Origin of the sequence: Pseudomonas sp. HT11, from assembly GCF_044875395.1 — a bacterium.
GTDB lineage: Bacteria > Pseudomonadota > Gammaproteobacteria > Pseudomonadales > Pseudomonadaceae > Aquipseudomonas.
In genome coordinates this window covers 155,823-181,276 of the sequence record NZ_CP173217.1, presented here as the reverse complement: position 1 = coordinate 181,276, position 25,454 = coordinate 155,823, and the positions used below count along the sequence as shown (strand labels likewise).

The window sequence follows — 25,454 nt, the reverse complement described above, 5'->3', positions numbered from 1 at the left end:
ATCCTGTGAGAAGTGGGCTGTCTTCCTTGAACCCCAAGAGGGGTTGGCTCAAACCCGCCGAAAACGGGGGAAGATTAGCACTGGCGGCCGCGAACGGCCCAGCTTTTCAGAGGGGTCAGGTCAACCGTTGGTTCACGAGTACTCCAATTCAATCTCATCGAGTTGATGATCAAAACTCTTCAAACGTGCGGTCCAGGTGTACACCAACACCTCGAATTCGCGGTGTATGACGGCGTTTCCCGGGGTGTCGACCTTGGGGTTGCAGAAGTCCAGCTGGTAGCGCTCGCGTGCCATGGCGTTGGCCACGTCGGACAATTCCCGTGCGTTATTCAGCCAATGCCTACCGTCGGCTACCTGCTGGTCGAGCAGCACGCACTGTTTTTTCAGGGCTTCGAGGCTTTTTTCCAGCGGGGTGCCGGTGAGTTCGCCCATGACTTCCTGGAAGGTCCGCCCGGGCTGCCAGTAGCTGCCCCAGAAATAGCGGTCGAACACGGTTTCGACGCGGCGCAAGGCGACTTTGGTGTCCCAGATCGCCACGCGGGTCTTGCCTTGTTCGAGCAGTTTTTTCTTCACCCGTTGATTTTGATACGACGCCCACGCCACCACGCCAATGGACAACGTGCCAATCACCAGGCACGCGCTGTCGAGAAACACCATGGCCTTGTCGATTTGATGGGCAAGCATGACGCCGTAGAAATAGGCAGCCGATAACAACACCAGTGCGAAGCACACGCACCAGAAAGCGGGAGCATAAGGGTTTTTCATTATTGGAATCCCCATGAGCAAACGCGAGCAGTGTCAGGTGAGCCGCCACGGCGACTCACCTGACAAAGCATAGCTTTTAGCTCAGGGTTTGCTGGCCTGAGACGCTTGCGTTCGTCCGCTTTCCCAACCACCGCCCAATGCCAGGAACAGATCGATCTGGCTCATGGCAACCTGGGTGTTCGCCGCCGCCAGCTGCGCGCGCACATCGGTGTAGGTGCGCGTGGCTTGCAGGTCGGCCAGGAACGAGGCGCGCCCGGCCTGGAAGAAGCGGTGCGTCTGCTCCGACGCTTCTTTGGCAGACTGGCCGGCATCGGCCAACGCGTCGCGGCGTTGCAACTGCGCGGTGTATTGCGCAAGGCCGGTCTGGGTTTCGCGGATGGCATTGAGCACCACGCCGTCGAAGTGCGCCAGGGCGCCCTGGGTCGCGGCTTCGGCTTCATGAATGCGCGCACGCGCGCCGTTGGTCGGCACCGACCAACTGATCAACGGGCCAAAGCCCCAGCGATTGGTGGCCGGCGTGCCCAAGTCATCGAGCAGCCCCACCGTGCCCACGGTGGCGCCGATACTGATGTCCGGGTACAACGCGCCAGTGGCCACGCCGATACGCGCGGTGGCAGCGGCCAGTTGGCGCTCGGCCTGGCGCACATCGGGGCGACGTTTGAGCAAGGTCGCGCCGTCGCCCACCGGCAGCAACTGGGCGATGTGCGGCAGCTCGGCGCAAGTGCCGGTGCCCGCTGGCAGTTGGTCTACCGGCTTGGCCAGCAGCATCGACAACCGGAACAAGCCCGCCTGGCGCAATGCTTCGTAGCGCGGCATGTCGGCGCGCAACGATTTGTATTGGGTTTGCGAACGCGTCACCTGGGTTTCATCACCACGCCCGGCGTCACGCAGGCGCTGGGTCAGTTTGGTGCTCTGGGCCTGCAGGTCGAGGGATTCGTTGGCGATCGCCAGTTCTTCGTTGGCCGCGCACACCTGAGTGTAGGAACGCACCACATCCGCTACCAGCGTGATGCGCGCGATGTCAGCGGCGGCCTGGGCGGCGTCGGTGGTGGCCTGGGCGCTTTCGATGCCGCGCTGCAAGGTGCCGAACAGGTCGAACTGGTAAGAGGTGCTGATGCTGGCGCTGCCGATGTTGCCGACCGGGACTTTCTCGGTCAGCAAAAACGCTTCACCTGATTCCTGCAAACGTTGGGCCTCAGCCTTGGCGCCGGCACTCCAGCCGCCTGCCGATTCAGCCTCCTGGGTCTGGAAACGCGCGCGTTGCAGGTTGGCGGCGGCCACCCGCAGGTCGGTGTTGGAGGCCATGGCCTGGCGCACCAGCTCGTCCAGGCGCGGGTCTTTGTATAGCTTCCACCAATCCGCCGGCACCGGCGCCGACACCACGTTGTGGCCCTCGCCCGCGATCTGCCCTTGCAGGTCGCCACGGTTGATAGCAGCCTTGTCCGGCAACTTGTAATCCGGGCCTACCACCTGGCAGGCCGACAGCAGCAAACCCAAGCCAGCCGTGGCCAGCAACGCCGCCGGTTTCATGGTTTTTCTCCCTGCTGCGCGTTTTCTTTGGCGGCGGTCTTGTCATCGATGATCGACACCGTGGCTGTGCGCCCGGCAATCATGCGGAAGTCCGCCGGCACATCATCAAAGGCGATGCGCACCGGAATTCGCTGGGCCAGGCGCACCCAACTGAACGCCGGGTTGACGTTGGGCAGCAGGTTGGAGCCACTGGTGCGGTCACGGTCTTCGATACCGGCAACAATACTTTGCACATGGCCACGCAAGCGCGCGTTGTCGCCGATCACACGAATATCCACGGCCATGCCGACGTGAATGCCGTCGAGCTTGGTCTCTTCAAAGTAACCGTCGATGTGGAAGGAGTTGCTGTCGACCACCGACAGCACCGGGCGCCCGGCGGTGACGAACTCCTGATTGCGCGGCGCACGGTCGTTGACGTAGCCGTCCACGGGGCTGCGGATCACCGAGCGGTCAAGGTTGAGCTGGGCGGCGTCCACCGTCACCTGCGCCTCGGCCAGGGCCGATTGGGCGCGGGCCACGCGGGACTGGCTTTCTTCCAGCTGCTCACTTGGCACCAGGTTGCCCAGGCCGCGGTTACGCTTGTACTCGCGATTGGCCTGGGCCAGGGTTTCCTGGCGGTCGGCCACGGCGGCCTGGGCTTGGCGCAGGGCCAGCTTGAAACGGTCCTGGTCCACGGCAAACAGTACCTGGCCCTTGGTCACCAGCTGGTTGTCGCGCACGTCGACTTGCTGGATCAACCCGGACACGTCCGGAGCGATCTGCACGATGTCGGCACGGATATGCCCGTCACGGGTCCAGGGCGCAAACATGTAGTACATGACCATGCGCCACACAACGACGACAGCGAAGGTCACTATCAATAACGTCAGGACAACACGGCCGATGGTCAAAAAAGGTTTTTTCATGTCATCAGATATCGACTGAGTGAGTCCACCGCGCCCAGCAACAGCGCGTAGAGCCCCACATTGAACAATGCCCGGTGCCAGACCAGGCGATAGAAGTGAATGCGCGTCAACAGCCCGTGCACCACCAGAAACAACACGTACGTAATGCCCATCAGCACCAGCAGCGTAGGCAGGAACACCCCGCTGATATCCAGATCACCGATCATAAAGGCGCTCCATCAGGCAGCGGCGCTTCCATTTCGGTGCCGCCAATAAATTCCACGCCAGGCAGCAACGACAGGCGCAAGCCGGCCAGTGCGTGCAGCAGATGCAGGCGGGTGTCGTCTTCGTCTTGCAGGCCTTGCCCGTTGAGGGCGCGGCGCGTGCGGTCCAGGGTCATCAGCAGACCGCTCGGCGCGGGCAAGCGTTCACCCGCCTTCAGGCAGGCCTTGAAGTAACCGCCCACGCCTTCCACCACCTGGTTGAGCAGTACCCGTGGCACGCCGTAGATACGCGGCGAGTAGGCCAGCAGGTCGAGCAGGTTCAGCGCCACACGCAAATCGCGCAGGGCGATGCCGGTGTCCTGGCCGGTGAGGGCCAGGCGCGGCAGGTGCTGCATCAGGCGGTCAAGCATTTGCGCAGCCATGTGCCGGTGTTCGGCGAGGGTCGCAGGTTCGGTCAGGGTGACGATGTCGCGCCAACTGAAACGGGTCAGGCGCTTGGCCGCCAGTTCGGCGCCGAACGGCCGTGCAATCAACGTCCACACAAAGGCGAACAACAAGCCCACGGGACCGGCCAGGTTAACGTTGGCAAAGTTCAGGAAGTCCGCGTCATAGGCGCCCTGGATGCTGATGAACGAGGAGGTATTGACCAGCGTCAGCAGCATGCCGAGGTAGAAACGCGGCTGCACGGTGAGCGTACCGATGCAGATAAACGGCACGGCAAACGCCAGCACCAGCATCGGAAAATCATGCAGGTTAGGCAGTACCAGAAACAGGTAAAGGCTGGCGAACAGCACCGACATCGCGGTCCAGAAAAAGAACCGGTAGATCTGCGGCGCCGGGTCGTCCATCGAGGCAAAAAAACTGCAGGCCACGGCCGCCAGGATCACCGCGCTGCCGCCGTCGGTCCAGCCCAGCAGAATCCACAGCACCGAGGCGACGATGATCGCGGTGACGGTGGAAAACGCCGAATAGAACATCAAGCCACGGTCGAGAAATGGCGTCAGCCGGCCCAAGCGCCAATGACGGTACACCGCGCGCCAGGTGTCCTGGCTCTCGCACTGGATGGCGGCCTGCAGGCTGCGACAGTCTTGCCACAGGTCGATCCATTCGCCGAGGCGATACAGCGCGTTGGAGAACAATAGTGTGTGGCGGTCGTCCAGCGCTTCGCCTTGGGGCTGCAGGGCATCGACCTGATCGCGCAGCACGCGCCAGCTTTCCAGCGGGGCGGTTTCAACGGTGCTTTCCAGCCACTGCCGGCTTGCCTCCAGCACCGGCGTGAGCCGGTCGAGAAACTCCGGCGCGCGGTGTTCGACGGCGTAGAGGGCGTCGTCGAGGGCATCCACTACGGGCAGCAAGTGAATCATGCGCCCGCGCAGTTCCTTGGTGTTGCGGACGGTCTGCGGCCGCGCGCCTTCGTGGGGCAGCTGGCCGATCATCAATTCCAGGGTGTTGAAGGTGGCGACCATGCCGCCGCGCAAGGTGCTGACCTCTTCCGGCTGCACGTTGCGCGCTAGAAAACGCAGGCTGTAGACCTGGGCATCGGCAAACCATTTTGTCACTGAGCCATCGAACACCGGCATCAGGCGCCGCGGCCAGAACATCGCGCCGACGACCGCCGCCACGGCGATACCAAGAAAGATCTCCTCGGTACGCGCCTCGGCCACATCCCACACCGCCAGCGGGTTATCCACCACCGGCAAGGCGATCAGCGGCAAGGTGTAGCCGGCCAGCATCAGCGCGTAGTTATTCGCGGTGCGCAGGTGCATGGACAGGAACAGCAAAATGCCCGTCCACAATGCAATCACCACCACCAACACATACGGCGCCTGCACAAACATCGGCACAAACACCACCGCCGCCGCTGCACCCATGAAGGTGCCGATGGCGCGGTACAACGCCTTGGAACTGGTAGGACCGACAAACGGGCTGGAGACGATATACACCGTGGCCATCGCCCAGTACGGACGAGGCATTTGCATGAGCATGGCGATGTACAACGCGATCATTGACGCTGCGAACGTCCGTACCCCGTAGAACCAATCGCGGGCTGGCGGAAAACCGGTAAAAAATCCGTTCAAGGCGCTGCAACCCCAGCCGCTTCGAACGCCCGCAGCACGCGCAGGGCGGCTTCAAGGTCGCTGTGGGCAATGTCCGCCAGCACTTCCTGACGCAGGCGCACCAGCTGCACTTCCACCGCTTGCACCAGTTCGCGGCCGCGCTCGGTGAGGCTCAAGGCCTTGGCGCGGCGGTCGTGGACGTCTTCGGTCCGGCACACGTAGCCGCCGGCGCACAACTGATCAAGCAGGCGCACCAACGACGGGCTTTCCATGCCGGAGGCCTGGGCGACTTTGACTTGGTGCACACCGTCGCCCAAACGGCCGATCATCAACAACGGCACGGCGCAGGCTTCGGAAATACCGTAGCTCACCAGCGTGGTCTGGCAGATTTTGCGCCAATTGCGGGCGCCCACCACCATGCTGCTGCTGAGGTTCATCTGGAGTTGTTCGAGGGTATGAGGCACTGGATTGTTCGCATACAGTTAGTTTGCTAACTATCAATATGGTGGATGCGTCCAAAGCAGTCAAGTTTTGAAACAAATTTGTGATGGGTGGCGCGGGTCGCTGTGGGTAAGTAAAGCGGGTTTGAGTGGGCGTGCTGGTTTTTCCACTTTGGCTCCCACATTGGGTCAGCGTTGGCCTCGCACCTGACGGTTATCGGTACAAGCCGTCGGCAAATCCCAAACACCAGGGAGGCCACTATTTTTACCCCTCACGCCCCGTCCGCAACAACACACTCAGCTGATCCACCACTTCCGCCCAATCCGCATCCTCCAAAATCTCTTCGCGCAAAAACGCTCGCTGACTGGCCGTCCAGAAAAACGCATCCGCCAGATGCAGTTCAGGCTTGAGCGGTGAATGAACCGTCACAAACTGCTCGATACTCACCGGGTCATCCGGCAGCCCCAGCTGTTTGAACAGTGACGGCAAGCTGTGCACAGGCGATTCCATGGTGGGTTCCTACAAAGACCATTCCTGTGAGTCTAGCCCAGGCGCCAGCCAGGCCAACAACCGCGTGACGCACTGCTGTGCCATCAACGAAATCGTAAACCCGCTGAGTGTTTTCGAAGCGATTGGCCCGGAACAGGCGTTCCGGGCATGTACTTAATGCCGATGCTTGATTAACGGCAACCCTCGGGTTGCGAGGGCTCTGGCCCGCGGCACAGCACAAACAAGCGCGCCCGCGCTCCGCCGCCGACTTGCTGCAGAAGCTGGCGCCAATCGGCAGGAATCGGGGCGAATTCGTCCGGCATATCCGTGCTACTGATCAGCCACACGCGGTGCGTATCGGCCGGCAATGCCGACAAACGGTCCAGGTAAATCCGCCCGCCGTCCTGATCCACCAACGTGCCGAAACCGTAGGCGTTCGGCCGCGTCGGCGTGCCGTCGGGTTTGGGGGGCGTGTAGAGCTGCAATTGGGCGTCGGTCTCGTCGTAATACACGTAGGGCAAGTACCACAGCATATCGCTGAGGACGATGCGGTCGTCTTCCTGATAGTTGCGGTTAACGAACTCCACCGGCACGTTGAATTGATCATGCACATCCACGGTGGCGTTGTTCTTCAACCCCAGCAGTTCTACACCCACGAACAACACAAACAACGCCGCGCCCAACCATGCCAGGCGCTTGGGCAGGCGGTCGATGGCCAGGGCCATGAGGATCGGCAAGCCGAGTGCGTAGACCGTGAGGTAGCGCTCGATAAATACCGGGGAGATGAAAGAGACGCCGTACACCAGCAACAACGGCAGCAGGAAAAACAGCGCCAGCAGGCATGCCGGGCGATAGCGCTCACGATCACGCCAAGCCGCAATGCCCACGACGGCGATCAACAGCAGCGGGAACAGCCAGAACAGCGGCGGCCAGAAACCGATGCCTTCATCCTGAAGCATGAACTGCCAGACCATCGACGGCACGGAAATCAGCGAAACCGGATCTTCCCAGCCAATGTCACCGCCAACCTTGAGCTGCTCAATGTGCTGCGTCAGGTCCAGCAGGTTCGGCAGCCACGGCAGGTACAACGCCACAATGAGCGCATTGGCGCACCACCATGACGGGCGAATGATCAAGCGTTGGCCGGGTGCCTGTGAGCGGCACAACACGCCCAGGTACGCCCAGTGCACCAACACGCACAGCGCGGTGAAATAGTGGGTGTAGAACCCGGCCGCCATCAGCACTACATAGACGGCCAGGTAACGCGTGCGCTCGGGCTGGCGCACCCAATACACCAGCGCCAGCGTGGCGCCCAGCAACCATACGGCCAGCAGCGAGTACATGCGCACTTCCTGGCTGTAACGCACCGCCGTCGGAAACAACGCCAGCAGCACGCCCGCCAGCACTGCCGCCCGACGCGTGGACAGCTGTCGCGTGAGCCAGATGCCCAGCCCCACCGCCCCGATCCCGGGCAGGGCACTCATGCCGCGAATCGACCAGATGCCATCGCCAAACAGCTCGATCCAACCGCGCAGCATGAAGAAGTACAGCGGCGGGTGCACATCATGGGCGGCGTGAAACCACAGGTCCTCCATGGCGTATTCGCTGAGCAGCAGGCTCGACGCTTCGTCGCCCCAGATCGCCGAAGCGGTCAGGCCATAGAAACGCACGGCCATGGCCAGCGCCAGAATCGGCACCCACCATAAGCGGCTGAGCCAACCGGCACCCTCCCAGGCGCCTGTGAGGCGATTGACTGCGGGAAACGTCCCAATTTTGTCGTCTTGCTCTACCACAGACCGTCGCACCTCAATTCCCCTGACACTGCCCATTTCCCGGGCAAACCCTGCACACGCGCAAACAAGCGCCACTCTAGGACAAAAGCCCCGGTTTCGCTCGCTGTTTTACAACCGTCGGGCGGCACACCGCGGGATTTGACTTGAAGCTCATAGACCCGCCACTGCGCCCGGATTTCGCTGAGCATTGCCACGACCAAAAATCGGACAAATCAGCAATTTGTGTAGGCCTTCACCGAAGCTGCTGCCGGATCAAGCTATGATTGGCACCCTCCAAGGACTCAGGATCAAGGACACGTCATGCGCATCGGTTTTTTGTCACCTCTGGCTCTGGCCCTGCTTGCCGGCATTTCCCTACCGGCCCAGGCCAGTTCGGACGACTCGTGTTACCCCGACTGGCGGGTGTCGCGTGACACGCTGGACCCCTGCAACAACCTGCCGTTCCTGAGCCCTGGCAATGACAGCCGGGCCAATCTGCGCTTGTTGCTGGCCGACAGGAAAGCCGCGCCGCTGACGCCCAATGCCCTGAGCGAAGATGACCTGGCCGAGGGTTTTGGCCCGGTGCCGTTCCCGGTGTATCGCCTTGTGCCGCGTGGCGAAGCCGAGCCGGTCAGCACGTCCGACGCCCCCAACACCTCGCCACTCGATGCACTGCTTGAACCGCTGGGCATCAAGCGCGACGACGCTAAAGCTGCCGGCGATGCGTTTCTCAATGGCGAAGGTAGCCGCTGCCGCAGCAATGACGAAAACAGCGCCGCCGCGTTTATCAGCCAGGTGGTCAAAGCCGACATGCCAGCCACTGAACGCGATCTGCTGGTGAAGGCGCGCCTGCAATTGCTCACCGCCTGTGAATGGGTAGGCCCGGTGGTGGAGCCGCCGCAAGATATCCAGTCGACCGAAGGTCAGCTGTTTCGCACGTACCTGCAAGCCGCCGCCGATTTCTACACAGGCCGTTTCACCGACGCCGGGCCTGGCTTCGTCGCCACCCAGAACGCTACTTCGCCCTGGCTGAAAGAAACCGCGCTGTACATGACCGCGCGCAACGCACTCAATCAGGCCCAGGCCAACACCTATGACGAAGACGGCGTGCCGCACCTCGACCGTGTGGATAAACCTGCGCTCGCCGAGGCCGAGAAAGGCTTCGACGCGTATCTGAAAACTTATCCACAGGGCGAGTACAGCGCCTCTGCGCGCGGCTTGCTGCGCCGGGTTTACTGGCTGGCGGACGACAACGAAAAACTCGCCGAGGCATTTGCCTGGCAGCTGACCCAGGCCACCGACGAGCAGCGCAATGTGTCGGTGGATGAATTGGTCGAAGAGGCCGACCTCAAGCTGTTGATGGTCAATAGCGACACGGTCAAGACGCCGATGATCCAACTCGTCAGCGACCTGATGGTGATGCGTGGCGGCAACCAGCCCGCGCTCAGCCGCGCAGACCTTGAGAAGCAAAAAGCAGCGTTTGCCGATGAGCCCGCGTTTTACGACTACTTGTTAGCCGTGAGCGCGCTGTACGTCGAGCATCAACCGGATGCCGCCTTGAAGCAGTTGCCGCACAGCGTGCCGTCGAGCCTGAATTACTTCGCCTTCAGCCAACAAACCCTGCGCGCCCTGGCCCTGGAAGCCAAGCAAGACTGGAAAGGCGCACAAGACCTGTGGCTGCAACTGCTGCCGCTGGCCAAATTGGCGCTGCAACGCGACCAGTTGGAGTTGGCCCTGGCACTCAACTACGAGCGCAGCGGCCAGCTGACCAACGTGTTCGCCGCCGATTCGCCGATCAGCGCCAAGCAAGTGCGTTACATCCTGCTGCGCAACGTTGCCGGGCCTGACTTGCTGCGCCAGCAGATCGCCAAAGCCGACGACCCGGTGGAGCGCCAGACCGCGCAATTCGTGCTGCTTTATAAGGACTTGCTGCGCGGCCAGTTCGCCACCTTCGCCGACGACCTCAAGCAACTGCCAGCGCCGGCCCCTGAAGACAAGCTGGGCACCAGCCTGGGCTACGTCTACAGCGGCGGCCAGAGTTTGAAGCTGTTCCAGTGGAACGGTGAAAAAGCCGAATCCGGCTACAGCTGCCCGACCATCGCGCAAACCGCCGCCACCTTGCAAACCGATGCGAAAAACCCGCAGGCCTTGAACTGCTTTGGTGAATTCATCTTGCGCAATAACCTCGATGGTATGCCGCTGGAACAGGCACGCGCCGCCGGCAGCCTGGGCAGCACCGCGTCGCCATTCCCCGGTGAAACCTTCTCGCGGCTCAACGGCTACAAGCAGGTGATCGCCAACGCCAAGGCGCCGAAGAACGACAAGGCCTACGCACTGTTCCGCGCCATCAACTGCTATGCACCGGCCGGCTACAACAGCTGCGGCGGCGATGACGTTGAACCTGCCGTGCGCAAGGCCTGGTTCCGCCAGCTGAAAAGCGGCTTCGCCGACACCCAGTGGGGCAAATCGCTGCAGTACTACTGGTGAAGCACCTGTGGCTCGGCTTGCTCCTGCTGGCGAGCCCGGCCTTTGGCGCCGTCGACGCTCGCGACTACGACGCCTTCTGGCTGTGGAGTGGCGTTACTCCACAGCCGGTGCTTAAACAGGCCAACACCCTGTACATCCTGCAAGGCCAGATCAACTCCACCCGCCGCGCCCCCGAGCGCGGCGTGCAACTGATCGCCCAAGGCCTCGGCATCCCGCGCCTTACCCGGGGCGACGTCTGGGTGGTCTACCGCGCCCACACTTTGCACTGGCCAGAAGGGGTCTACACCCAACTGCTCGGCCAGGTGCAACGCTGGCGCGACGCGGGCAACCCGGTGGTCGGCATCCAGATCGATTTCGACGCCCGCACCCAATACCTGCACGAATACGCCGACTTCCTGCGCGACCTGCGCCACCGCCTGCCCGCCGACTTGAAGCTGAGCATCACCGGGCTGATGGACTGGAGCAGCAATGCCGACCCAACCGCCATCGCGCAGCTCAAAGGCGTGGTGGATGAAGTGGTGGTGCAGACGTATCAAGGGCGCCACAGCATCCCGGATTACGCCGCGTATTTACCGCGCATGAACCGGCTGGGGCTGCCATTCAAGATCGGCTTGATTCAGGGCGGCGTGTGGGAGGCGCCGGGGTATTTGAAGGGGAATGAGTGGTTTCGCGGATATGTGGTTTTTCTGCAGAATCCATAGTCACTCAATACCCCTTGTGGGAGCGGGCTTGCCCGCGATAGCGGCAGTTCAGTCAACGTGATGTTGAATGATATGCCCTCATCGCGGGCAAGCCCGCTCCCACAGGGTGTTGTGTTTAGCCTGCGGGATAAACAGACTGCCACCCGCCGCCCAGCGCCTTGTACAACCCGACCATGGCCAACGACACGCCGGTGGAGCTTTCAACCCATTGCTCTTGCGTTGCCAATAGCGCGCTTTGCACGGTCAGCACGTTGACGAAATCCACCACGCCTTCGACGTACTGCTGTTGCGCAGTGCTCAACGCGATCTGGTTCTGGCGCACCGCTTCGGCGAGGCTGTCGCGGCGCAGTTGGCTGGCGTTGTAGCGGGTCAGCTGGTCGTCGATTTCATGCCAGGCGCGCAGCACGGTTTGCTGGTAGGCCAGCGCGGCTTCCTGTTGCTGCGCTTCACGCAGGTTCAACATGCCTTGCAGGCGCCCGCCGTTGAACAGCGGCAAGCTGAATTGCGGACCGAAGGCGAACGCACGCGAGCCCCATGAGCCGAAATCCGACAGTTGCAAGGCCTGGGAGCCCAGGCTGCCGGACAGGGTGATGCGCGGGTAGAAGTCACCCTTGGCCACGCCGATAGTGGCGGTGGCCGCGTGCAGGCGCGCTTCGGCCTGACGGATGTCGGGGCGGCGTTCAGCCAACTCCGACGGCAAGCCGATGGCGACCTGGCGCAGGGTTTGCGGCACGGCGGCGTCCTTGGACAACTGCGCATGCAGGGCTTGCGGCGGCTCGCCCATCAACAGGCTCAGGGCATTGATCAATTGGTCCTGGCGCTGCTGCAAATCCGGCAGGCGCGCTTCGATGGCGGCCACTTGGGCAGCCGCTTCGGCCACGTCCAGGTCGGTCGCCACACCGTCGGCCAGGCGCAGTTGCGAGAGTTTGAGGCTGTGGCGCGCCACGTCGAGGTTTTGCTCGGTGACGGCGCGGGTGTTCTGCACGCCGCGCAACTGGATGTAGTCCTGGGCGGTTTCGGCGAGCACCGACAACAGCACGGCGCGGCGGTCGTCTTCGGCCACTTGCAAGGTGGCGTCGGCGGCTTCGGTTTCACGTTTTACACGGCCCCAGAAGTCCAATTCCCAGGCGGCAGAGAAGCCCATGTCCCATTGGCTGAACGCCGAACGGCCATTCTCGCCGGACGGATCACTCAAACCCTTAGCGCTGTTGCGCTCACGCTGATAACCACCGGTGGCGTTGACGTTGGGATAACGCTCGGCGGTGGTCACCTGGCGCACGGCGCGGCTTTGTTGCAGGCGGCTGCTGGCCAGTTTCAGGTCGAGGTTATCGGTGAGCGCACGGCGTGTGAGGGCCGAGAGTTGCGCATCGTGGAACACGTCCCACCAACGCTCCTGCAAAGGCTCGGTGACGGCGCGGCTGGCGGCTTGGCGCCCTTGGGGCTCGCCCCATTGCGTGATGTGCGGGCCTTGCGGCCGCTGGAAATCCGGGCCAACGGTACAGGCACTGAGGCTGATGAGGCTCAAGGTGAGCCAGGCAAATGGCTTCATTGCTGGGCCACCTCACGCGGCTGCGCGACAGGCTGGGTGTCGACGCTGGCCTCCACCGACATGCCGACACGCAAGCGCTCGGTCAGTGGCTGATTGGGTTCGAGCACGATCTTCACCGGAATGCGTTGCACCACCTTGGTGAAATTGCCGGTGGCGTTGTCGGGTTTGACCGAGGCGAACGTCACGCCCGTGGCGGGTGCGAGGCTTTCCAGATGACCCTTGAGCAGTTCGCCGTCGAGGCTGTCGACGCGCACCTGCACGGCTTGGCCGGCGTGCATGTGCCACAACTGGGTTTCCTGAAAGTTGGCCACCACATAGGCCTCGGCCAAGGGCACCACGGCGAGGATCTTGCTGCCCGGCGTCACATAGGCGCCCACCCGTACCGCGCGCTCACCGACCATGCCATCCACCGGCGCGACGATGCGCGTGTAAGAGAGCTGATAGCTGGCCATTTCGAGCGCTGCCTGGGCACGTTTGAGCCCACCTTCGGCGGCATCGCGCTGGGCGGTGAGGATTTCCACCTGCTTGCGCTCTGCCGCGAGCACCGCCGTGGCATTGGCCAGGCGCGCGGTGGCCTGGTCGATGCGGGTCTTGGCTTGCTGGGCGTTCTGCACGGTGCCCGCGCCTACCCCGGCGAGGTGGTTGTAGCGGTTCAGTTCGTGTTCGGCAAAAGCCACTTCGGCACGGTCCGCCGCTACGGTGGCCTGGGCCTGGGCGATCACCGAGCTTTGGCGTTCGAGGGTCGCGGTGGCGTTTTTCAGTTGGGCCTGGGCGACGAGCGTGTCGGCATCGGCCGCCTGGGCGGCGGCGCGAAAATCGCGGTCATCGATCAACGCCAACAGCTGGCCGGTCTTCACGCGCTGGTTGTCTTCCACCAGCACTTCCTTGATAAAACCGGCCACGCGCGGCGCCACCAAGGTGAAGTCGGCGGCAACGAAGGCGTCGTTGGTGGTCTGGCGCTTGCTGCCCAACAGGCCGGGCGCAACCAGATAAACCAGTACACCGACGGCAAACACAGCAATAACGGCGACGGCAATTTTGTCTTTGCGTTTCATGAGAAATCCTTTTGGCTAGGTCGGTGCGCGCGGTGGAAAAATCCGCGTCGGCATCCAGAAAATCAGCAGAATTAGCGCCACCGCGACAGCGGCCATGACGTAATAGAGGTCCGAAGAAGTCAGCACCACGGCCTGCTCGTGCAGGCGGTGCGCCAGGCCCGGCGCGTCGCCGTCGGCCAGGGGCGAGTTGCCCAGGCGGTCCACCAACATGGTCGAGTGAAAGTGCAGACGCTGGGTGGTCAGCGTGTCCAGCACGGCGGTGGCGATCACGGCGGCCAGGCCTTTGACGGTGTTGAACCACGCCGAGGCGAACGGCCCGTCCATCGGTTGGATGCTGCCAGTGGAGAGCATCAGCAGCGGCAGCACGGCCATGGGCTGACCAAAGATTTGCAGCAGGTAGAGGCCGTAGAAATCGTCGCGAATCCACTCCGACGTCAGGTGCGAGCTGCCCACACAGCACAGCACCAGCATGCTCAAGCCAATCCCCAGGACCCAGCGGCAATCGACCCAGCGCAGGTTGCACAGCGCCGCCACCAACGGCAGCGCAATCAACTGCGGCAACGCCATCAGCAGCATCACCGGCGCAGTTTGCAGCGGCCGGTAACCCTGAACCTGGGCGAGGAAACTCGACGGGATGATGATGACCGACGTCAGCACCATCAGCACACCCGCCAGCACGATCAAGGCAAACGCCAGGTTGCGCAGGCCGAGCATCTGCAACTTGAAAAACGGAATCGGCTGCGACCATTCATTGATCAGAAACAGCACCAGCAACAGCGTGCCGCCGCTGAGCAGAAAGGTGATCAGGCCGGACTCGAACCAGTCCAGGCGATTGCCCTGCAACAAACCGATCACCAGCATGCAGATCGCCGGGAAGCCCAGCAGCACGCCGCGCCAGTTGAACTGCTTGAAGCGCTCCAGGCGCACCGGGTCTTGCGGCAAGCCGTAGGCCACGGCGGCCATCGCCAGCAGGCACGGCGCGACGATCTGCCAAAACGCCCATTGCCAGCCGACGTATTCAGTCCACAGCGCCGCCAACGGCGTGCCCAGGCTTGGGCCGAACGTGGCGGTGAGTGCGTAACCCGCCAGGCCATACAGCTTGACGTTGGCCGGCAGGAAACGCAGCGCCACGGTCATCAGCATCGGCGGCAACGCGCCACCGGCCAGGCCTTGCACGGTGCGCAGCACCAGCAGGGTTTGGTAGTTCGGCGCAAACGGGCACAGGATACCCAGCACGGTGAACACGCCGATGGCACACAGCGTGAAGCGGCGCAGGGAAAACGTCACCGAACACCAGGGCGCGAAGGCCATGGCCGCCACGGAGGTCGCCGTGTAAGCCGCGACCAGCCAGGTGCCTTCGTCAAAACCGATGTACAGCGCACCACGGATGTCGGCGAGGGCGACTTTGGTGACCATCTCGTTGAGACCGGACACCAGCACCGCCAGCAGTACGCCGACCAAGCCAATGATGATGCGCGGGCCGAACACGGGCGGGTTGAGCGCAGTGGGTTTGGCTGCAGCCAGGAGGGCGGGGGCAGCGAGGGAGGTCATGGACAGGTAACTCGGGATTAGAAATACCCGAGCAGTTTAATCAGGCACACCCATAACAAAAAGTTACTTGCCGGAAGCTTATAAGTGCGTCAGACGCAACTCCCAGCCGCGCACTTATCCTATGGTAGCTGGCTTGTTGTGGCGAGCGGGCTTGCCCCGCGTTGGGCTGCGAAGCGGCCCCGATAAAGACACTGAGAGTTTTCTGATGAAACTCAGCGCCTGGTTTTGGGGCCGCTTCGCAGCCCAACGCGGGGCAAGCCCGCTCGCCACGATAAGCCAGTGCCTACACTTTAGGTGGGCTGCGCTTCCAGCCAGGTAGCGTGGCAACTTTCGCGCATGGTTTCACGCAGCCACTTATGGGCAGGGTCTTTGTCGAAACGCGGATGCCAGAACTGGGCCAGCATCAGCGTCGGCAGGGAGATCGGCAATTGGAATGCGCGCAGGGGCAGCTTCAGGCGATTGGCACTCAGCAGGGCTTCCTTGGGCACCGGCAGCAGCAGATCGGAATCGGGCAGCATGAACATCGCGCCATGAAAGCCTGGGGCGATCATGGCCACGCGGCGCTCCAGGCCCAGGGCATTGAGCGCTGTGTCGATTGGCCCGCGGGCGATGCCGCGTCGCGAAATGCTGATGTGGGAGTAGCTGGCAAACCGCGCGGCGGTGATTTCTTCGTCGAACAGTGGGTGGTCCTCGCGCGCAAGGCCCACGAAGGTGGTGGAAAACAGGTTCTGCACCTTCACTTCGGGGCTGGACGGCATGGAATTACTCACCCGCAGGTCCAGCCGGCCTTCACGCAATGCCTCGTCATCGGTGTCGCCTTCGGGCACAAAACACAGCTCGCACAGCGGTGCCATGCGTTCCATGGTGTCGAACAGCCGACCGCCATACACGCCGATAAAGAAGTCATTGGCACGCACGCTGAAACGCCGGCGCAAGGTGCTGAGGTCAACCTGGTCTGCCGAGCGGAACAACAACGCCGCCTGCTCCACCACGTTGCGCACCTGGCCTTGCAACTGCAGCGCCTTGGGCGTTGGCACCAGGCCACGCCCGGCGCGCACCAGGATCGGGTCGCCCACCGCTTCGCGAATACGCGTGAGGGTGCGGCTCATGGCGGCCGGGCTCAGGTTCATCCGCCGTGCGGCGCCGACCACACTGCCCTCGTCGAGCAAGGCGTCGAGGGCGACCAGCAGGTTCATGTCCGGTAATTGCATGCCAAGCACTCGTGTTCAGTGGGGCGTGAAGCGCACGCAATCGTAGCAGGCTTTACAGGTAGCGCCTCAAGTTGCGCGGCAGGTACTGAGCATAAGTGGATTTGGGATGAGCCTGACACTTGCGCACGATATCCGGCAGGGATTTTTCCAGTTCATCGGCTCGGGCCAGGCTCTCGTTGTAGTCGCTTTTACCGGTGAACGCCGGAAACATCACCGCCACACGGGTAATAGCAAAGCTCTTCATGGCGATCAACGGGCGGGCGGGATGGTCACGGCGAAATTGGCTGACTTCTTCGCTCAACGCGCGGCAGGTTTGATAGGTAGTTTGCGTAAAAGACAGTTGAGTTGCTTCTTCCTTGCTTGCCGGTTCAGGCGTGAAAACCATATCGTTTTGCGCCTCAAGCACCGCTGGCTGATCGGCGTTTACCGCCCAGGCTTTGAACCGCCATTGACTGGCCGCCTCCACGGCAGCCGCGCCGAATGCAGGCTGGGTGGCACTGATCGCTTTGACATCGCTGACGGTTCCGTCGTTGTGAATATTCAGGCTGATGCGCGCATGCCCTTGGAGGTTGATCAGGTTTGCCGGGTAATGCGGCTTGGGCATGGACACCGCTTCAGGCTTGAATTGAGCAAACACCGACGTCGACAAAAATAAAGCCGCAGCCAAGACAAAAAACCGCATCGCCGTAAATCCTTCTACCGGGAATGCCTGACGTCAGGGCGACGTCAGGTTCGGCCGGGATTATCCGGGTCGAGCAGAGCAAAGGGCAATCATTCCTATTTGAAAGAGAAGGCTCCTACAGGTATCAACGCTGCATGCCCCAGCGCTTCACCGTCAGCCGCTCAACGGTGTTGAACACCAGATTTTCGACCAGCAACCCGATCAGGATGACCACCGCCAAGCCGGCAAACACCTTGTCGGTGTACAGCTCATTGCGGTTCTGGAAGATGTACCAACCCAAACCGCCCTTGCCGCTGCTGGCGCCGAACACCAGCTCGGCAGCGATCAACGTGCGCCAGGCAAATGCCCAGCCGATTTTCAACCCGGCAAGAATCGACGGCAGCGCCGCCGGGATCAGGATGAACAGCACAAAACGCATGCCCTTGAGGCCGTAGTTGCGGCCCGCCATGCGTAGCGTTTCAGACACGCCGAGAAACCCCGAATACGTGTTCAGCGCCAAGGCCCACAGCACCGAATGCACCAGCACGAAAATCAGGCTGTTCTGCCCCAGGCCGAACCACAGCAGGGCCAGCGGCAGCAATGCAATGGCCGGCAGCGGGTTGAACATCGAGGTCAGTGTGCTCAGCAGGTCGCGGCCAAGCTGGGTCGAGACCGCCAGCGTGGTCAGGGCAAACGCCAGCACGATGCCGATCACATAGCCCTTGATCAGCACCGCCAGCGAGATGCTCACTTTGCTCAACAACTCACCGCTGAGCAGGCCATCGAATAACGCTTGAGAGGTCTGCAGGAAGCTCGGCAGCAGCAGGTCATTGTTCTGGTAACGCGCGACTGCCTCCCAGAGGATCGCCAGCACGATCAGGATCAGGCCCTTGCGCAGCCAGCCTTGCTGCCACAAACGTTGGCGCAGCGGCAGCTCGCGTTCAACGGGAACGCTGAGCAGCGGTTCGAGGTGTACTTCAAATTCCTGGCGCATAGGTCGGCCCCTCAGTAAGCGATGCGAATATCGGCGAAACCCAACTCACGTTCGGCCTCGGGCGCTTCATCGAACAGCAGGCGATGAATGCGCCGCGCCGACGCCTGGAATTCCACACCGCCAAGGCTGTGCAGATCGTATTGATGGCTGTGGATTTCCGCACGCACACGCCCCGGGTGCGGCGACAGCAACAGGATGCGATTTCCCACCACCAAGGCTTCTTCGATGGAATGGGTGACGAACAACAGCGTGAAGCGCACCTCTTCCCAGAGCAGCAGCAGTTCTTCCTGCATTTTGCGTCGGGTCAAGGCGTCGAGGGCAGCGAAGGGCTCATCCATTAGCAGGATTTTTGGCTGCATGGCCAGGGCGCGAGCGATCGCCACACGGGCCTTCATGCCGCCGGACAGGGTGTGCGGGTAAGCATCGGCAAAAGCGCTGAGGCCGACTTTTTCGAGGTAGTACAGCGCACGATCTTCGGCTTCGCGACGCTTCAAGGTTTTGGACGCCAGCAGCGGAAACATCACGTTCTGCTTGACGGTTTTCCACGGCGGTAACTGGTCGAATTCCTGGAACACCACGATGCGGTCCGGGCCGGGTTGTTCGACCTTTTGCCCGAGCAGGCGAATCTCGCCTTCACAGGGTTTGATAAACCCGGCGATGGACTTGAGCAAGGTGGATTTGCCGCAGCCCGAAGGGCCGAGCAGCACGTAGCGATCAGCCGGGTCGATCTCGAAACTGACCTGATGGGTGGCCCGCACTACGCGCTCGGGGGTGCGGTATTCGAGGCTGACGTGGTCCACCGCCAACAGCGGCTGGGCGGTGTTCAGGTTGCTGGCCGCGTGGCCTTGCAGGGGCGCGTTCATTTCAACTCTCTTGCCGAGGATCAGGATTAGAAAGGCGCATCGCCCTGAATGGTGGTGCGAAACAGCTTGCGGCGCAGGTGACTCGGACAACCGGCGGCCAGGTGGATCAGCGAGCGGTTGTCCCAGAACACCAGGTCGTGGGGCTGCCACTGGTGGCGGTAGATGTTGTGCGGCAGCACGCTTTGGGCGTAGAGCTGGGCCAGCAGGTCGCGGCTTTCATCTTCGGGCAGGCCGACGATGCGGGTGGTGAAACCTTCACTGACGAACAGCGCCTTGCGGCCGTTTTCCGGATGAGTGCGCACGATCGGATGCACTACTTCGGCCACTTGGGCCAGCTGCTCAGGCGTCAGGGTTGGCCGCCAGTTGCCTTCGAATTTGGTTTCGCTGTAGCGCGCGGTGTAGGAATGCGCGGCGCTGCGGCCCTCCACCGCTTTGCGCAGGTGCTCGGGCAGTTGGTCCCAGGCTTTGTGCATGTCGGCAAACAGTGTGTCGCCGCCTTCGGAGGGCAGCTCCTGGGCATGCAGCATCGAGCCCAGGCTTGGCAACTCTTTATAGGACAGGTCCGAGTGCCAGAACTTGCCCGCGTCCCCCAGGCCGATGGATTGGCCGTTTTCGATGATGTTGGAGACGATCAGGATTTCCGGGTGGTTGGCCAGCAGGAACTGTTTGAGCACGTGGATCTGCAACACACCGAAGCGGCGGCTGAAGGTGATCTGTTGTTCGGGGGTGATGCGCTGGTCGCGGAACACCACGACGTGGTGATCCAGGTGCGCGCGGTGGATGCGCGCGAAGTCCTGGTCGTTAACCGGGCGAGACAAATCCAGGCCGACGATCTCGGCGCCAACGCTGCCGGGGAATGGGCGGATCTCGAAGGTTTGGGCGGTTGGGGTCGCTGTTGGAACAGTAGAGGTGGCGGACATGAGGGCACTCCCGGTCGGACAGGAGAGTGACTTTATAGATATAAGAACGGCCGATTAAATACCGTTAGTGAATATCGATATGCATTAGGGTGGGGGTCTGTGGTGAAGCTGATGGCGCCATCGCAGGCAAGCCAGCTCCCACATTTTGATTTGTGAACACATTCAAATGTGGGAGCCGGGCTTGCCCGCGATGAGGCCCTGGCAGGCGATAGAGATTACCGCTCGTGCAACGCCTCGGCCCGCGCCTTGATGATCGGCTTGAGCAGGTAGCTCAGGATGCTTTTCTTGCCCGTGATGATGTCCACCGAGGCGACCATGCCGGGGATGATCAGCAGCGGCTTCTCATCGGTGCCCAAATGGCTGCGGTCGGTGCGCAAGGTGATCATGTAGTAGGTGGTTTTCTTGTCTTCGTCGGTGATGGTGTCAGCACCGATGCGTTCGAGCTTGGCCTTCAGCCCGCCATAAATGGTGTAGTCATAGGCGGTGAATTTGACGATCGCTTCTTGCCCAGGGTGCAGGAACGCGATGTCTTGCGGGCGGATCTTGGCTTCCACCAGCAAGGTGTCGTTAAGCGGCACGATTTCGACCATGTCGCTGCCCGGCTGGATCACGCCGCCGACAGTGTTGACCAGCAGCTGCTTGACGATACCGCGCACCGGCGAGGTGACCAGCGTGCGGCTGACGCGGTCTTCGAGGGCGCGGCCGGTGGATTCGGCCTTGTTCAGTTCGGTGCGCGCTTCGTTGAGTTGGGTCAGCGCTTCACTGCGGAATTTGCCCCGGGTTTCGTCGATCTTGCGCTGCACTTCCTTGATCGCTGATTCGGCACGGGGAATTGCCAGGGTGGTGGCGTCCAACTGGCCACGGGTTTCCATCTCGGCGCGCTTGAGGCGCAGCACTTCCACCGGCGACACCGCACCCTGGGCCACCAGTGGCTCGGACATGTTGATTTCCTGACGCTGCAGGGACAACTGGCTGCGGTACTGGCCTTGCTTGGAGGTGAACTCGCGCAGTTCCTGTTGACGCTGCACCAGCTGCTCCTGCAAACCGCCGACTTCGTCTTTCAACTGCTGGCGACGGCTTTCATACAGCGAGCGCTCGTTGGCCGCCTGGCTTGGCGCGGCCTTGAGCACGTCGTCGGGAATGTTCAGCGGGCGGTCGTCCACCTGCGCGCTCAGGCGCTCGACGCGCAGTTGCATGGCCAGGCGCAAGGCTTCGGTTTCGCCGGCGTTGGAAACAAACCGCGTGTCGTCGAGGCGAATCAGCGGCGCGCCGGCTTCGACGATCTGGCCTTCCTTGACGAACAGCTCGGAGACGATGCCGCCTTCCAGGTTCTGGATTTTTTGCAGTTTGGACGACGGAATCGCCTTGCCGTCGCCACGGGTGACTTCGTCGATGCTGGAGAAGCCCGCCCACACGACCAAAAATACGAAGAACGCAATGATTGCCCAAATGGTCAGGCGGATGACCCGCGGTGCATCTTCGATCAGCGCTTTGTTGACCTCAGGCAGCGGCTGGCCCTGCAACGAATCGGAGCCTTTGAAGTAGCGGCCGACCGCGCTTTTGATGGAGTTAAGCAACACTGATCTGCCCCTTTTTCAACGCTTCCATAACCACGGCTTTCGGGCCGTCCGCGAGGATCTGCCCACGGTCGACCACCAGCAGGCGGTCCACCAGCGAGAGCAGTGAGGCACGGTGCGTGACCAGCACCACGGTCTTGTTTTGCACCACGGCTTGCAGGCGTTGTTTCAAGCGTTCTTCACCGGTGTTGTCCATGGCGCTGGTGGGTTCGTCCAGCAGCAGGATGGGCGGGTTGAGCAACAGCGCACGGGCCAGGGCGACGTTCTGGCGCTGGCCGCCGGACAGGTTCTGCCCACGCTCGCCAACTTGCAGTTCATAGCCTTGCGGGTGCAGGCGCGCGAATTCGTGCACGCCCGCCAGTTCGGCGGCTTGCAGGACCATTTCGTCTTCGACATAACGCGCACCCGAGACCAGGTTGTCGCGCAGGGTGCCGGCCAGCAGCTGGATGTCTTGGGCGACGTAGCCGATGTTGTGGCGCAACTCGCTCACGTCGATCTGGCGTACGTCCACGCCGTCCACCAGCAAGGCGCCGGAGTCGGGCTGGTACAGGCCGACGATCAGTTTGGCCAGGGAGCTTTTGCCCGAGCCGCTGCGGCCGATGATGCCGATTTTTTCGCCGGGCTTGATCACCAGGTTGATGTTTTTCAGCGCGGCGTTCTGCTGGTTCGGGTAGGTGAAGTTCAGGCCTCGACACTCGATGGCACCTTGCAGGGTGCGGCGGCTCATCGGACGTTCTTCGAAATTGCGCTCTTGGGGCAGCTCCATCATCTGGTCCACCGAGGTCATGGTGACCTTGGCTTGCTGGTAGCGAGTCAGCAGGCCCGACAGCGAGGCCAGCGGGCTCAGCGCACGGCCACTGAGCATGTAGCAGGCAATCAGGCCGCCCATGCTGAGGTTGCCGTCGATGATCTGGTACACACCGAACACGATCATGATCACGCCGGCCAGTTGCTGGATCAGCAGGGTCATGTTCATCGACAGGCCCGACAGCAACTTCACGCGCAGCTCAAGCCGGCTGAGGGTGCCGATGGTCTGTTCCCAGCCGTACTGACGCTCGCTCTCGGCGTTGTTGACCTTGACCGCGTCTAAACCTGCGAGGGTTTCGATCAGGCTCGACTGGCGCTCGGCAGCCAGGGCCATGGTCCGCTCCATGGTCGCTACCAACGGTTTTTGCAGGGCGTAGCCGATGCCCAGGGCAATCGGGAAAGCCAGTACCGGAATCCACACCAGGTGGCCGCCAAGGATGGCGATCACCAGGAAAATCAGCAGGGTGAACGGCAGGTCGATCAGGCTGGTGAGGGTCAGCGACGCGAGGAAATCGCGCAGGCTTTGAAACTCATGGATGTTCTGCGCGAAGCTCCCGACCCGTGCCGGGCGGTACTTCATGGACATGCCGACAATGCGCTCGAACAGCGTGGCCGAGATGATCAGGTCGGTTTTTTTGCCGGCCAGGTCCAGGCACAGGCTGCGCAGGCTCTTGAGCACCAGGTCGAACAGGTACGCGCCGCCGATGCCCACGGCCAACACCCACAAGGTGGACGTGGCCTGGTTGGGCACGACTCGATCGTAGACGTTCATCACAAACAGCGGCGCCGCCATGGCGATGATGTTGATCAGGAAGCTGGCGGCGATGGCGTCGGTGTAGAGCCAGCGCGAACGCTTGAGGGTATCGCGAAACCACGAGCGCGCTCGCGGGATCAGGGTGCCGTGGTTGACGTCGAATTTGTGCTGCGGCTGGGCGAAGAAGACTTTGCCGATGTAATCGTCGACCAACAGCTCACGCTTGATCAGCACTTCACCGCCGTCGCTTTCGCTGAGCAGGATGCGGGCTTCGTCTTCGCCTTGCCAACCCACCAGCACCGTACTGCGACCGTCCTTGAGCAACAGCAGCGCGGGCAGTGCGATGGTCGGAATCTGTTCCAGCTTGCGTTGCAGCACCCGCCCTTGCAGGCCGGCACGTGCGGCTGCGCGCGGCAGCAGCTCGGCACTCAGGCGCTGCGAAGGCAGCGGCAGGCCGGTGGTGAGCATGGCCGCGCTGGCCGGTTTTTGATGCAAGGCACAAAGTGCCAACAACCCGTCCAGTAACGGGTCGTCGTGCAGCGTGCGTGGATCATGACTGAGATGAACTCGACTGACTTCGGATTCCACGCGCTGCACTCTCGACTAACAGATGGGGCTATAGGGGTGACTCAATTCATCCCAGGCAGTTGGACTTTTGGCTTCACGTCGTTCTGTACGACGGAGGCCATCGGTGCGACCACGCCCTGACTTTTGAGCAATTCGCCCATGGTCGCCTTGATTCGATATTGAGTAAATAACTGAATGTTCTTGATCTCTTCCAGACGACGCGAAGCGGTGAACAATTCGTTCTCGCTGTCGAGCAAGTCGAGCAGGGTACGTTGGCCCAGGCTGAACTGCTGCTGATAAGAGGTGCGCACGCGGGTGCTGTGATCCACGTATTGCTGGGCTACCGGCAATTGCGCGTTGGCGTTGTTCAAGGCGTTCCAGGCCAGGCCCAGTTCTTCGTTGAGTTGGCGCAGGGCGTTGTTGCGGATATCCAGTGCCTGGTTGGCCTGGTAGGACTTCGATTGCAGGTCAGCCTTGTTGCTGCCACCGGCGAACAGGTTGAAGCGCATGCGCACCATGGCTTCCCAACCGTTGCTGTGGCCGGCATCGCCGCCGACGTTGTTGTCGGCATTAGTGCCCAGCTCTGCATCAAAGTGCGGGTAGAAGGTGGACTTGGCAGCTTCGTACTGACTTTCGGCGGCGGAAATATCCGACTCGGCCGAACGCAGGACCGGGCTGTTGTCGAGCATCTGGCGACGTGCTTCGTTGAAGTCAGCCGGCAGCATGGCCACGAACGGCGCCGGGCGCTCGAGCTGGTCGGGCATCTGGCCGACGGCGCTGAGGTAATTGACCTGGGAGTCGGCCAGGTTGGTCTGCTCGGTGATCAGGTTGTTGCGGGCCTGGGCCAGACGCGCTTCGGCCTGGTCCTGGTCGGCACCGTTACCGACGCCGCGCTGGGTGCGCAGCTTGATCTGGTCGTAAATGCGTTCGTGGTTGCGCAGGTTTTCTTCAGCCAGGCGCACGAACTCACGGCGTGTCAGCACATCCAGGTACACCTGGGCGACAGTCAACCCGGTGCGCTCGGAAGTACTCAGCAAGGAGTAAGCGCGGGAATTGACGTTGGCTTGTTGGCGCCCGACTTCGCTGGAGGTGGCGAAACCGTCAAAAATCATCTGCTGCAGACGCAGGCTCGATTCGCCGCGGTTATGGGTGTCCCACTGGTTGCCGTTCGGGCCGCTGGCGGCGCGCGTGTTGGAATCGTCGGTGCCTTCACGACCATAACCGGCGTTCAGGTCTACGCGAGGCAAGTAACCACCTTGTGCAGCGCGTAAATCGTAATCAGCGGCGATACGGCTATTCACGCCGGCTTGAATTTCCGGGTGCACGTCTAATGCCTGTTGCATGGCCTGGGGCAATGTTTGGGCTTGTACAAAACTGGCGGCGAGTACGAACGGTATTGCCTTGAACAGGTGCAAACGCATTTAAAAATTCCCCAGGACTTCTTGTCTCAAATCACAGCGATTGGCCTCGCTGAGTCGGATAATGGCTACCGTAATGACCGTACGTCGGAAAGTTCAAATAGCGGAACTGCTTCACACATGTAGGACGGTTCGCCGCATGAATATCAATGTGACATTACAGGGCCAATTGTTTAG

At 61.9% G+C, this 25,454-nt stretch carries 21 protein-coding genes; 2 read left to right on the top strand and 19 right to left on the bottom strand.

The features are described 5' to 3' along the window. Positions 1-132: 132 nt before the first annotated feature. The 8 genes from ABWL43_RS00770 to ABWL43_RS00735 form a co-directional block, all read right to left on the bottom strand. Positions 133-765, bottom strand: coding sequence for an NADH:ubiquinone oxidoreductase subunit N (locus ABWL43_RS00770; RefSeq protein ID WP_106577321.1), 633 nt, complete (start codon positions 763-765; stop codon positions 133-135). A gap of 81 nt (positions 766-846) precedes the next feature. Then, positions 847-2,295: an efflux transporter outer membrane subunit gene (locus ABWL43_RS00765; protein WP_106577320.1), complete on the bottom strand. Its 1,449-nt coding sequence runs from the start codon at positions 2,293-2,295 to the stop codon at positions 847-849. Beyond that, complete coding sequence (locus ABWL43_RS00760; RefSeq protein WP_262208228.1) at positions 2,292-3,200, bottom strand: efflux RND transporter periplasmic adaptor subunit; 909 nt, start codon at positions 3,198-3,200, stop codon at positions 2,292-2,294. The genes ABWL43_RS00765 and ABWL43_RS00760 overlap by 4 nt, the downstream gene beginning before the upstream one ends. Further along, positions 3,197-3,406, bottom strand: coding sequence for a DUF1656 domain-containing protein (locus tag ABWL43_RS00755; protein ID WP_016969155.1), 210 nt, complete (start codon positions 3,404-3,406; stop codon positions 3,197-3,199). The genes ABWL43_RS00760 and ABWL43_RS00755 overlap by 4 nt, the downstream gene beginning before the upstream one ends. Continuing rightward, positions 3,403-5,481, bottom strand: coding sequence for an FUSC family protein (locus tag ABWL43_RS00750; protein WP_145159627.1), 2,079 nt, complete (start codon positions 5,479-5,481; stop codon positions 3,403-3,405). The genes ABWL43_RS00755 and ABWL43_RS00750 overlap by 4 nt, the downstream gene beginning before the upstream one ends. Further along, on the bottom strand, positions 5,478-5,897 hold the full coding sequence (locus ABWL43_RS00745; RefSeq protein WP_106577317.1) for a MarR family winged helix-turn-helix transcriptional regulator: 420 nt from the start codon (positions 5,895-5,897) through the stop codon (positions 5,478-5,480). The genes ABWL43_RS00750 and ABWL43_RS00745 overlap by 4 nt, the downstream gene beginning before the upstream one ends. Positions 5,898-6,165: 268 nt before the next feature. Further along, entirely contained in the window at positions 6,166-6,411 is a 246-nt protein-coding gene (locus ABWL43_RS00740) for a DUF2789 domain-containing protein (protein ID WP_145159625.1), read from the bottom strand. 170 nt (positions 6,412-6,581) lie between these two features. Further along, on the bottom strand, positions 6,582-8,195 hold the full coding sequence (locus ABWL43_RS00735) for a glycosyltransferase family 39 protein (protein ID WP_369301842.1): 1,614 nt from the start codon (positions 8,193-8,195) through the stop codon (positions 6,582-6,584). A gap of 288 nt (positions 8,196-8,483) precedes the next feature. Between ABWL43_RS00735 and ABWL43_RS00730 the strand changes: the two genes are divergently transcribed. Together ABWL43_RS00730 and ABWL43_RS00725 are read left to right on the top strand one after the other, a co-directional pair. Next, positions 8,484-10,649 carry an outer membrane assembly lipoprotein YfiO gene (locus ABWL43_RS00730; RefSeq protein WP_404486233.1) on the top strand — a complete coding sequence of 722 codons (2,166 nt, stop codon included), beginning with the start codon at positions 8,484-8,486 and terminating at the stop codon, positions 10,647-10,649. Next, the gene (locus tag ABWL43_RS00725) at positions 10,646-11,350 is read left to right on the top strand and encodes a DUF3142 domain-containing protein (RefSeq protein ID WP_404486231.1); all 705 of its coding nucleotides are present in this window, start codon (positions 10,646-10,648) and stop codon (positions 11,348-11,350) included. The genes ABWL43_RS00730 and ABWL43_RS00725 overlap by 4 nt, the downstream gene beginning before the upstream one ends. 115 nt (positions 11,351-11,465) lie before the next feature. Here ABWL43_RS00725 and ABWL43_RS00720 read toward each other — a convergent pair whose 3' ends face one another. The 11 genes from ABWL43_RS00720 to ABWL43_RS00670 form a co-directional block, all read right to left on the bottom strand. After that, complete coding sequence (locus ABWL43_RS00720) at positions 11,466-12,899, bottom strand: efflux transporter outer membrane subunit (protein WP_369301845.1); 1,434 nt, start codon at positions 12,897-12,899, stop codon at positions 11,466-11,468. After that, complete coding sequence (locus ABWL43_RS00715) at positions 12,896-13,954, bottom strand: HlyD family secretion protein (RefSeq protein ID WP_404486229.1); 1,059 nt, start codon at positions 13,952-13,954, stop codon at positions 12,896-12,898. The genes ABWL43_RS00720 and ABWL43_RS00715 overlap by 4 nt, the downstream gene beginning before the upstream one ends. 15 nt (positions 13,955-13,969) lie before the next feature. Then, a complete protein-coding gene (locus ABWL43_RS00710; RefSeq protein WP_404486227.1) occupies positions 13,970-15,505 on the bottom strand; it encodes an MFS transporter in 1,536 nt (511 codons plus the stop codon). Between the two features lie 290 nt (positions 15,506-15,795). Beyond that, entirely contained in the window at positions 15,796-16,716 is a 921-nt protein-coding gene (locus ABWL43_RS00705) for a LysR family transcriptional regulator (protein WP_145159612.1), read from the bottom strand. A 52-nt stretch (positions 16,717-16,768) separates the two neighbouring features. Continuing rightward, positions 16,769-17,398 carry a TonB family protein gene (locus tag ABWL43_RS00700; RefSeq protein ID WP_404486225.1) on the bottom strand — a complete coding sequence of 210 codons (630 nt, stop codon included), beginning with the start codon at positions 17,396-17,398 and terminating at the stop codon, positions 16,769-16,771. A 124-nt stretch (positions 17,399-17,522) separates the two neighbouring features. Beyond that, positions 17,523-18,371 carry an ABC transporter permease gene (locus ABWL43_RS00695; protein ID WP_404486223.1) on the bottom strand — a complete coding sequence of 283 codons (849 nt, stop codon included), beginning with the start codon at positions 18,369-18,371 and terminating at the stop codon, positions 17,523-17,525. Positions 18,372-18,382: 11 nt separating this feature from the next. Further along, positions 18,383-19,234: an ABC transporter ATP-binding protein gene (locus ABWL43_RS00690; protein WP_404486221.1), complete on the bottom strand. Its 852-nt coding sequence runs from the start codon at positions 19,232-19,234 to the stop codon at positions 18,383-18,385. Between the two features lie 26 nt (positions 19,235-19,260). After that, complete coding sequence (locus ABWL43_RS00685) at positions 19,261-20,154, bottom strand: TauD/TfdA dioxygenase family protein (protein ID WP_404486219.1); 894 nt, start codon at positions 20,152-20,154, stop codon at positions 19,261-19,263. A 215-nt stretch (positions 20,155-20,369) separates the two neighbouring features. Continuing rightward, entirely contained in the window at positions 20,370-21,734 is a 1,365-nt protein-coding gene (locus tag ABWL43_RS00680) for an HlyD family type I secretion periplasmic adaptor subunit (RefSeq protein WP_106577304.1), read from the bottom strand. After that, positions 21,724-23,880 carry a type I secretion system permease/ATPase gene (locus ABWL43_RS00675; RefSeq protein ID WP_119738405.1) on the bottom strand — a complete coding sequence of 719 codons (2,157 nt, stop codon included), beginning with the start codon at positions 23,878-23,880 and terminating at the stop codon, positions 21,724-21,726. Before ABWL43_RS00675 ends, ABWL43_RS00680 begins: the two co-directional genes overlap by 11 nt. Positions 23,881-23,921: 41 nt before the next feature. Continuing rightward, positions 23,922-25,280 carry a TolC family outer membrane protein gene (locus ABWL43_RS00670; protein ID WP_404486216.1) on the bottom strand — a complete coding sequence of 453 codons (1,359 nt, stop codon included), beginning with the start codon at positions 25,278-25,280 and terminating at the stop codon, positions 23,922-23,924. Positions 25,281-25,454 lie beyond the last annotated feature (174 nt).

Bases quoted from the DNA above. Each gene is read 5' to 3' on its own strand.
- ABWL43_RS00770 (WP_106577321.1), bottom strand. From the start codon at position 765: ATGAAAAACCCTTATGCTCCCGCTTTCTGGTGCGTGTGCTTCGCACTG.
- ABWL43_RS00765 (WP_106577320.1), bottom strand. From the start codon at position 2,295: ATGAAACCGGCGGCGTTGCTGGCCACGGCTGGCTTGGGTTTGCTGCTG.
- ABWL43_RS00760 (WP_262208228.1), bottom strand. From the start codon at position 3,200: ATGAAAAAACCTTTTTTGACCATCGGCCGTGTTGTCCTGACGTTATTG.
- ABWL43_RS00755 (WP_016969155.1), bottom strand. From the start codon at position 3,406: ATGATCGGTGATCTGGATATCAGCGGGGTGTTCCTGCCTACGCTGCTG.
- ABWL43_RS00745 (WP_106577317.1), bottom strand. From the start codon at position 5,897: ATGAACCTCAGCAGCAGCATGGTGGTGGGCGCCCGCAATTGGCGCAAA.
- ABWL43_RS00740 (WP_145159625.1), bottom strand. From the start codon at position 6,411: ATGGAATCGCCTGTGCACAGCTTGCCGTCACTGTTCAAACAGCTGGGG.
- ABWL43_RS00730 (WP_404486233.1), top strand. From the start codon at position 8,484: ATGCGCATCGGTTTTTTGTCACCTCTGGCTCTGGCCCTGCTTGCCGGC.
- ABWL43_RS00720 (WP_369301845.1), bottom strand. From the start codon at position 12,899: ATGAAGCCATTTGCCTGGCTCACCTTGAGCCTCATCAGCCTCAGTGCC.
- ABWL43_RS00715 (WP_404486229.1), bottom strand. From the start codon at position 13,954: ATGAAACGCAAAGACAAAATTGCCGTCGCCGTTATTGCTGTGTTTGCC.
- ABWL43_RS00710 (WP_404486227.1), bottom strand. From the start codon at position 15,505: ATGACCTCCCTCGCTGCCCCCGCCCTCCTGGCTGCAGCCAAACCCACT.
- ABWL43_RS00705 (WP_145159612.1), bottom strand. From the start codon at position 16,716: ATGCAATTACCGGACATGAACCTGCTGGTCGCCCTCGACGCCTTGCTC.
- ABWL43_RS00700 (WP_404486225.1), bottom strand. From the start codon at position 17,398: ATGCGGTTTTTTGTCTTGGCTGCGGCTTTATTTTTGTCGACGTCGGTG.
- ABWL43_RS00695 (WP_404486223.1), bottom strand. From the start codon at position 18,371: ATGCGCCAGGAATTTGAAGTACACCTCGAACCGCTGCTCAGCGTTCCC.
- ABWL43_RS00690 (WP_404486221.1), bottom strand. From the start codon at position 19,234: ATGAACGCGCCCCTGCAAGGCCACGCGGCCAGCAACCTGAACACCGCC.
- ABWL43_RS00685 (WP_404486219.1), bottom strand. From the start codon at position 20,154: ATGTCCGCCACCTCTACTGTTCCAACAGCGACCCCAACCGCCCAAACC.
- ABWL43_RS00670 (WP_404486216.1), bottom strand. From the start codon at position 25,280: ATGCGTTTGCACCTGTTCAAGGCAATACCGTTCGTACTCGCCGCCAGT.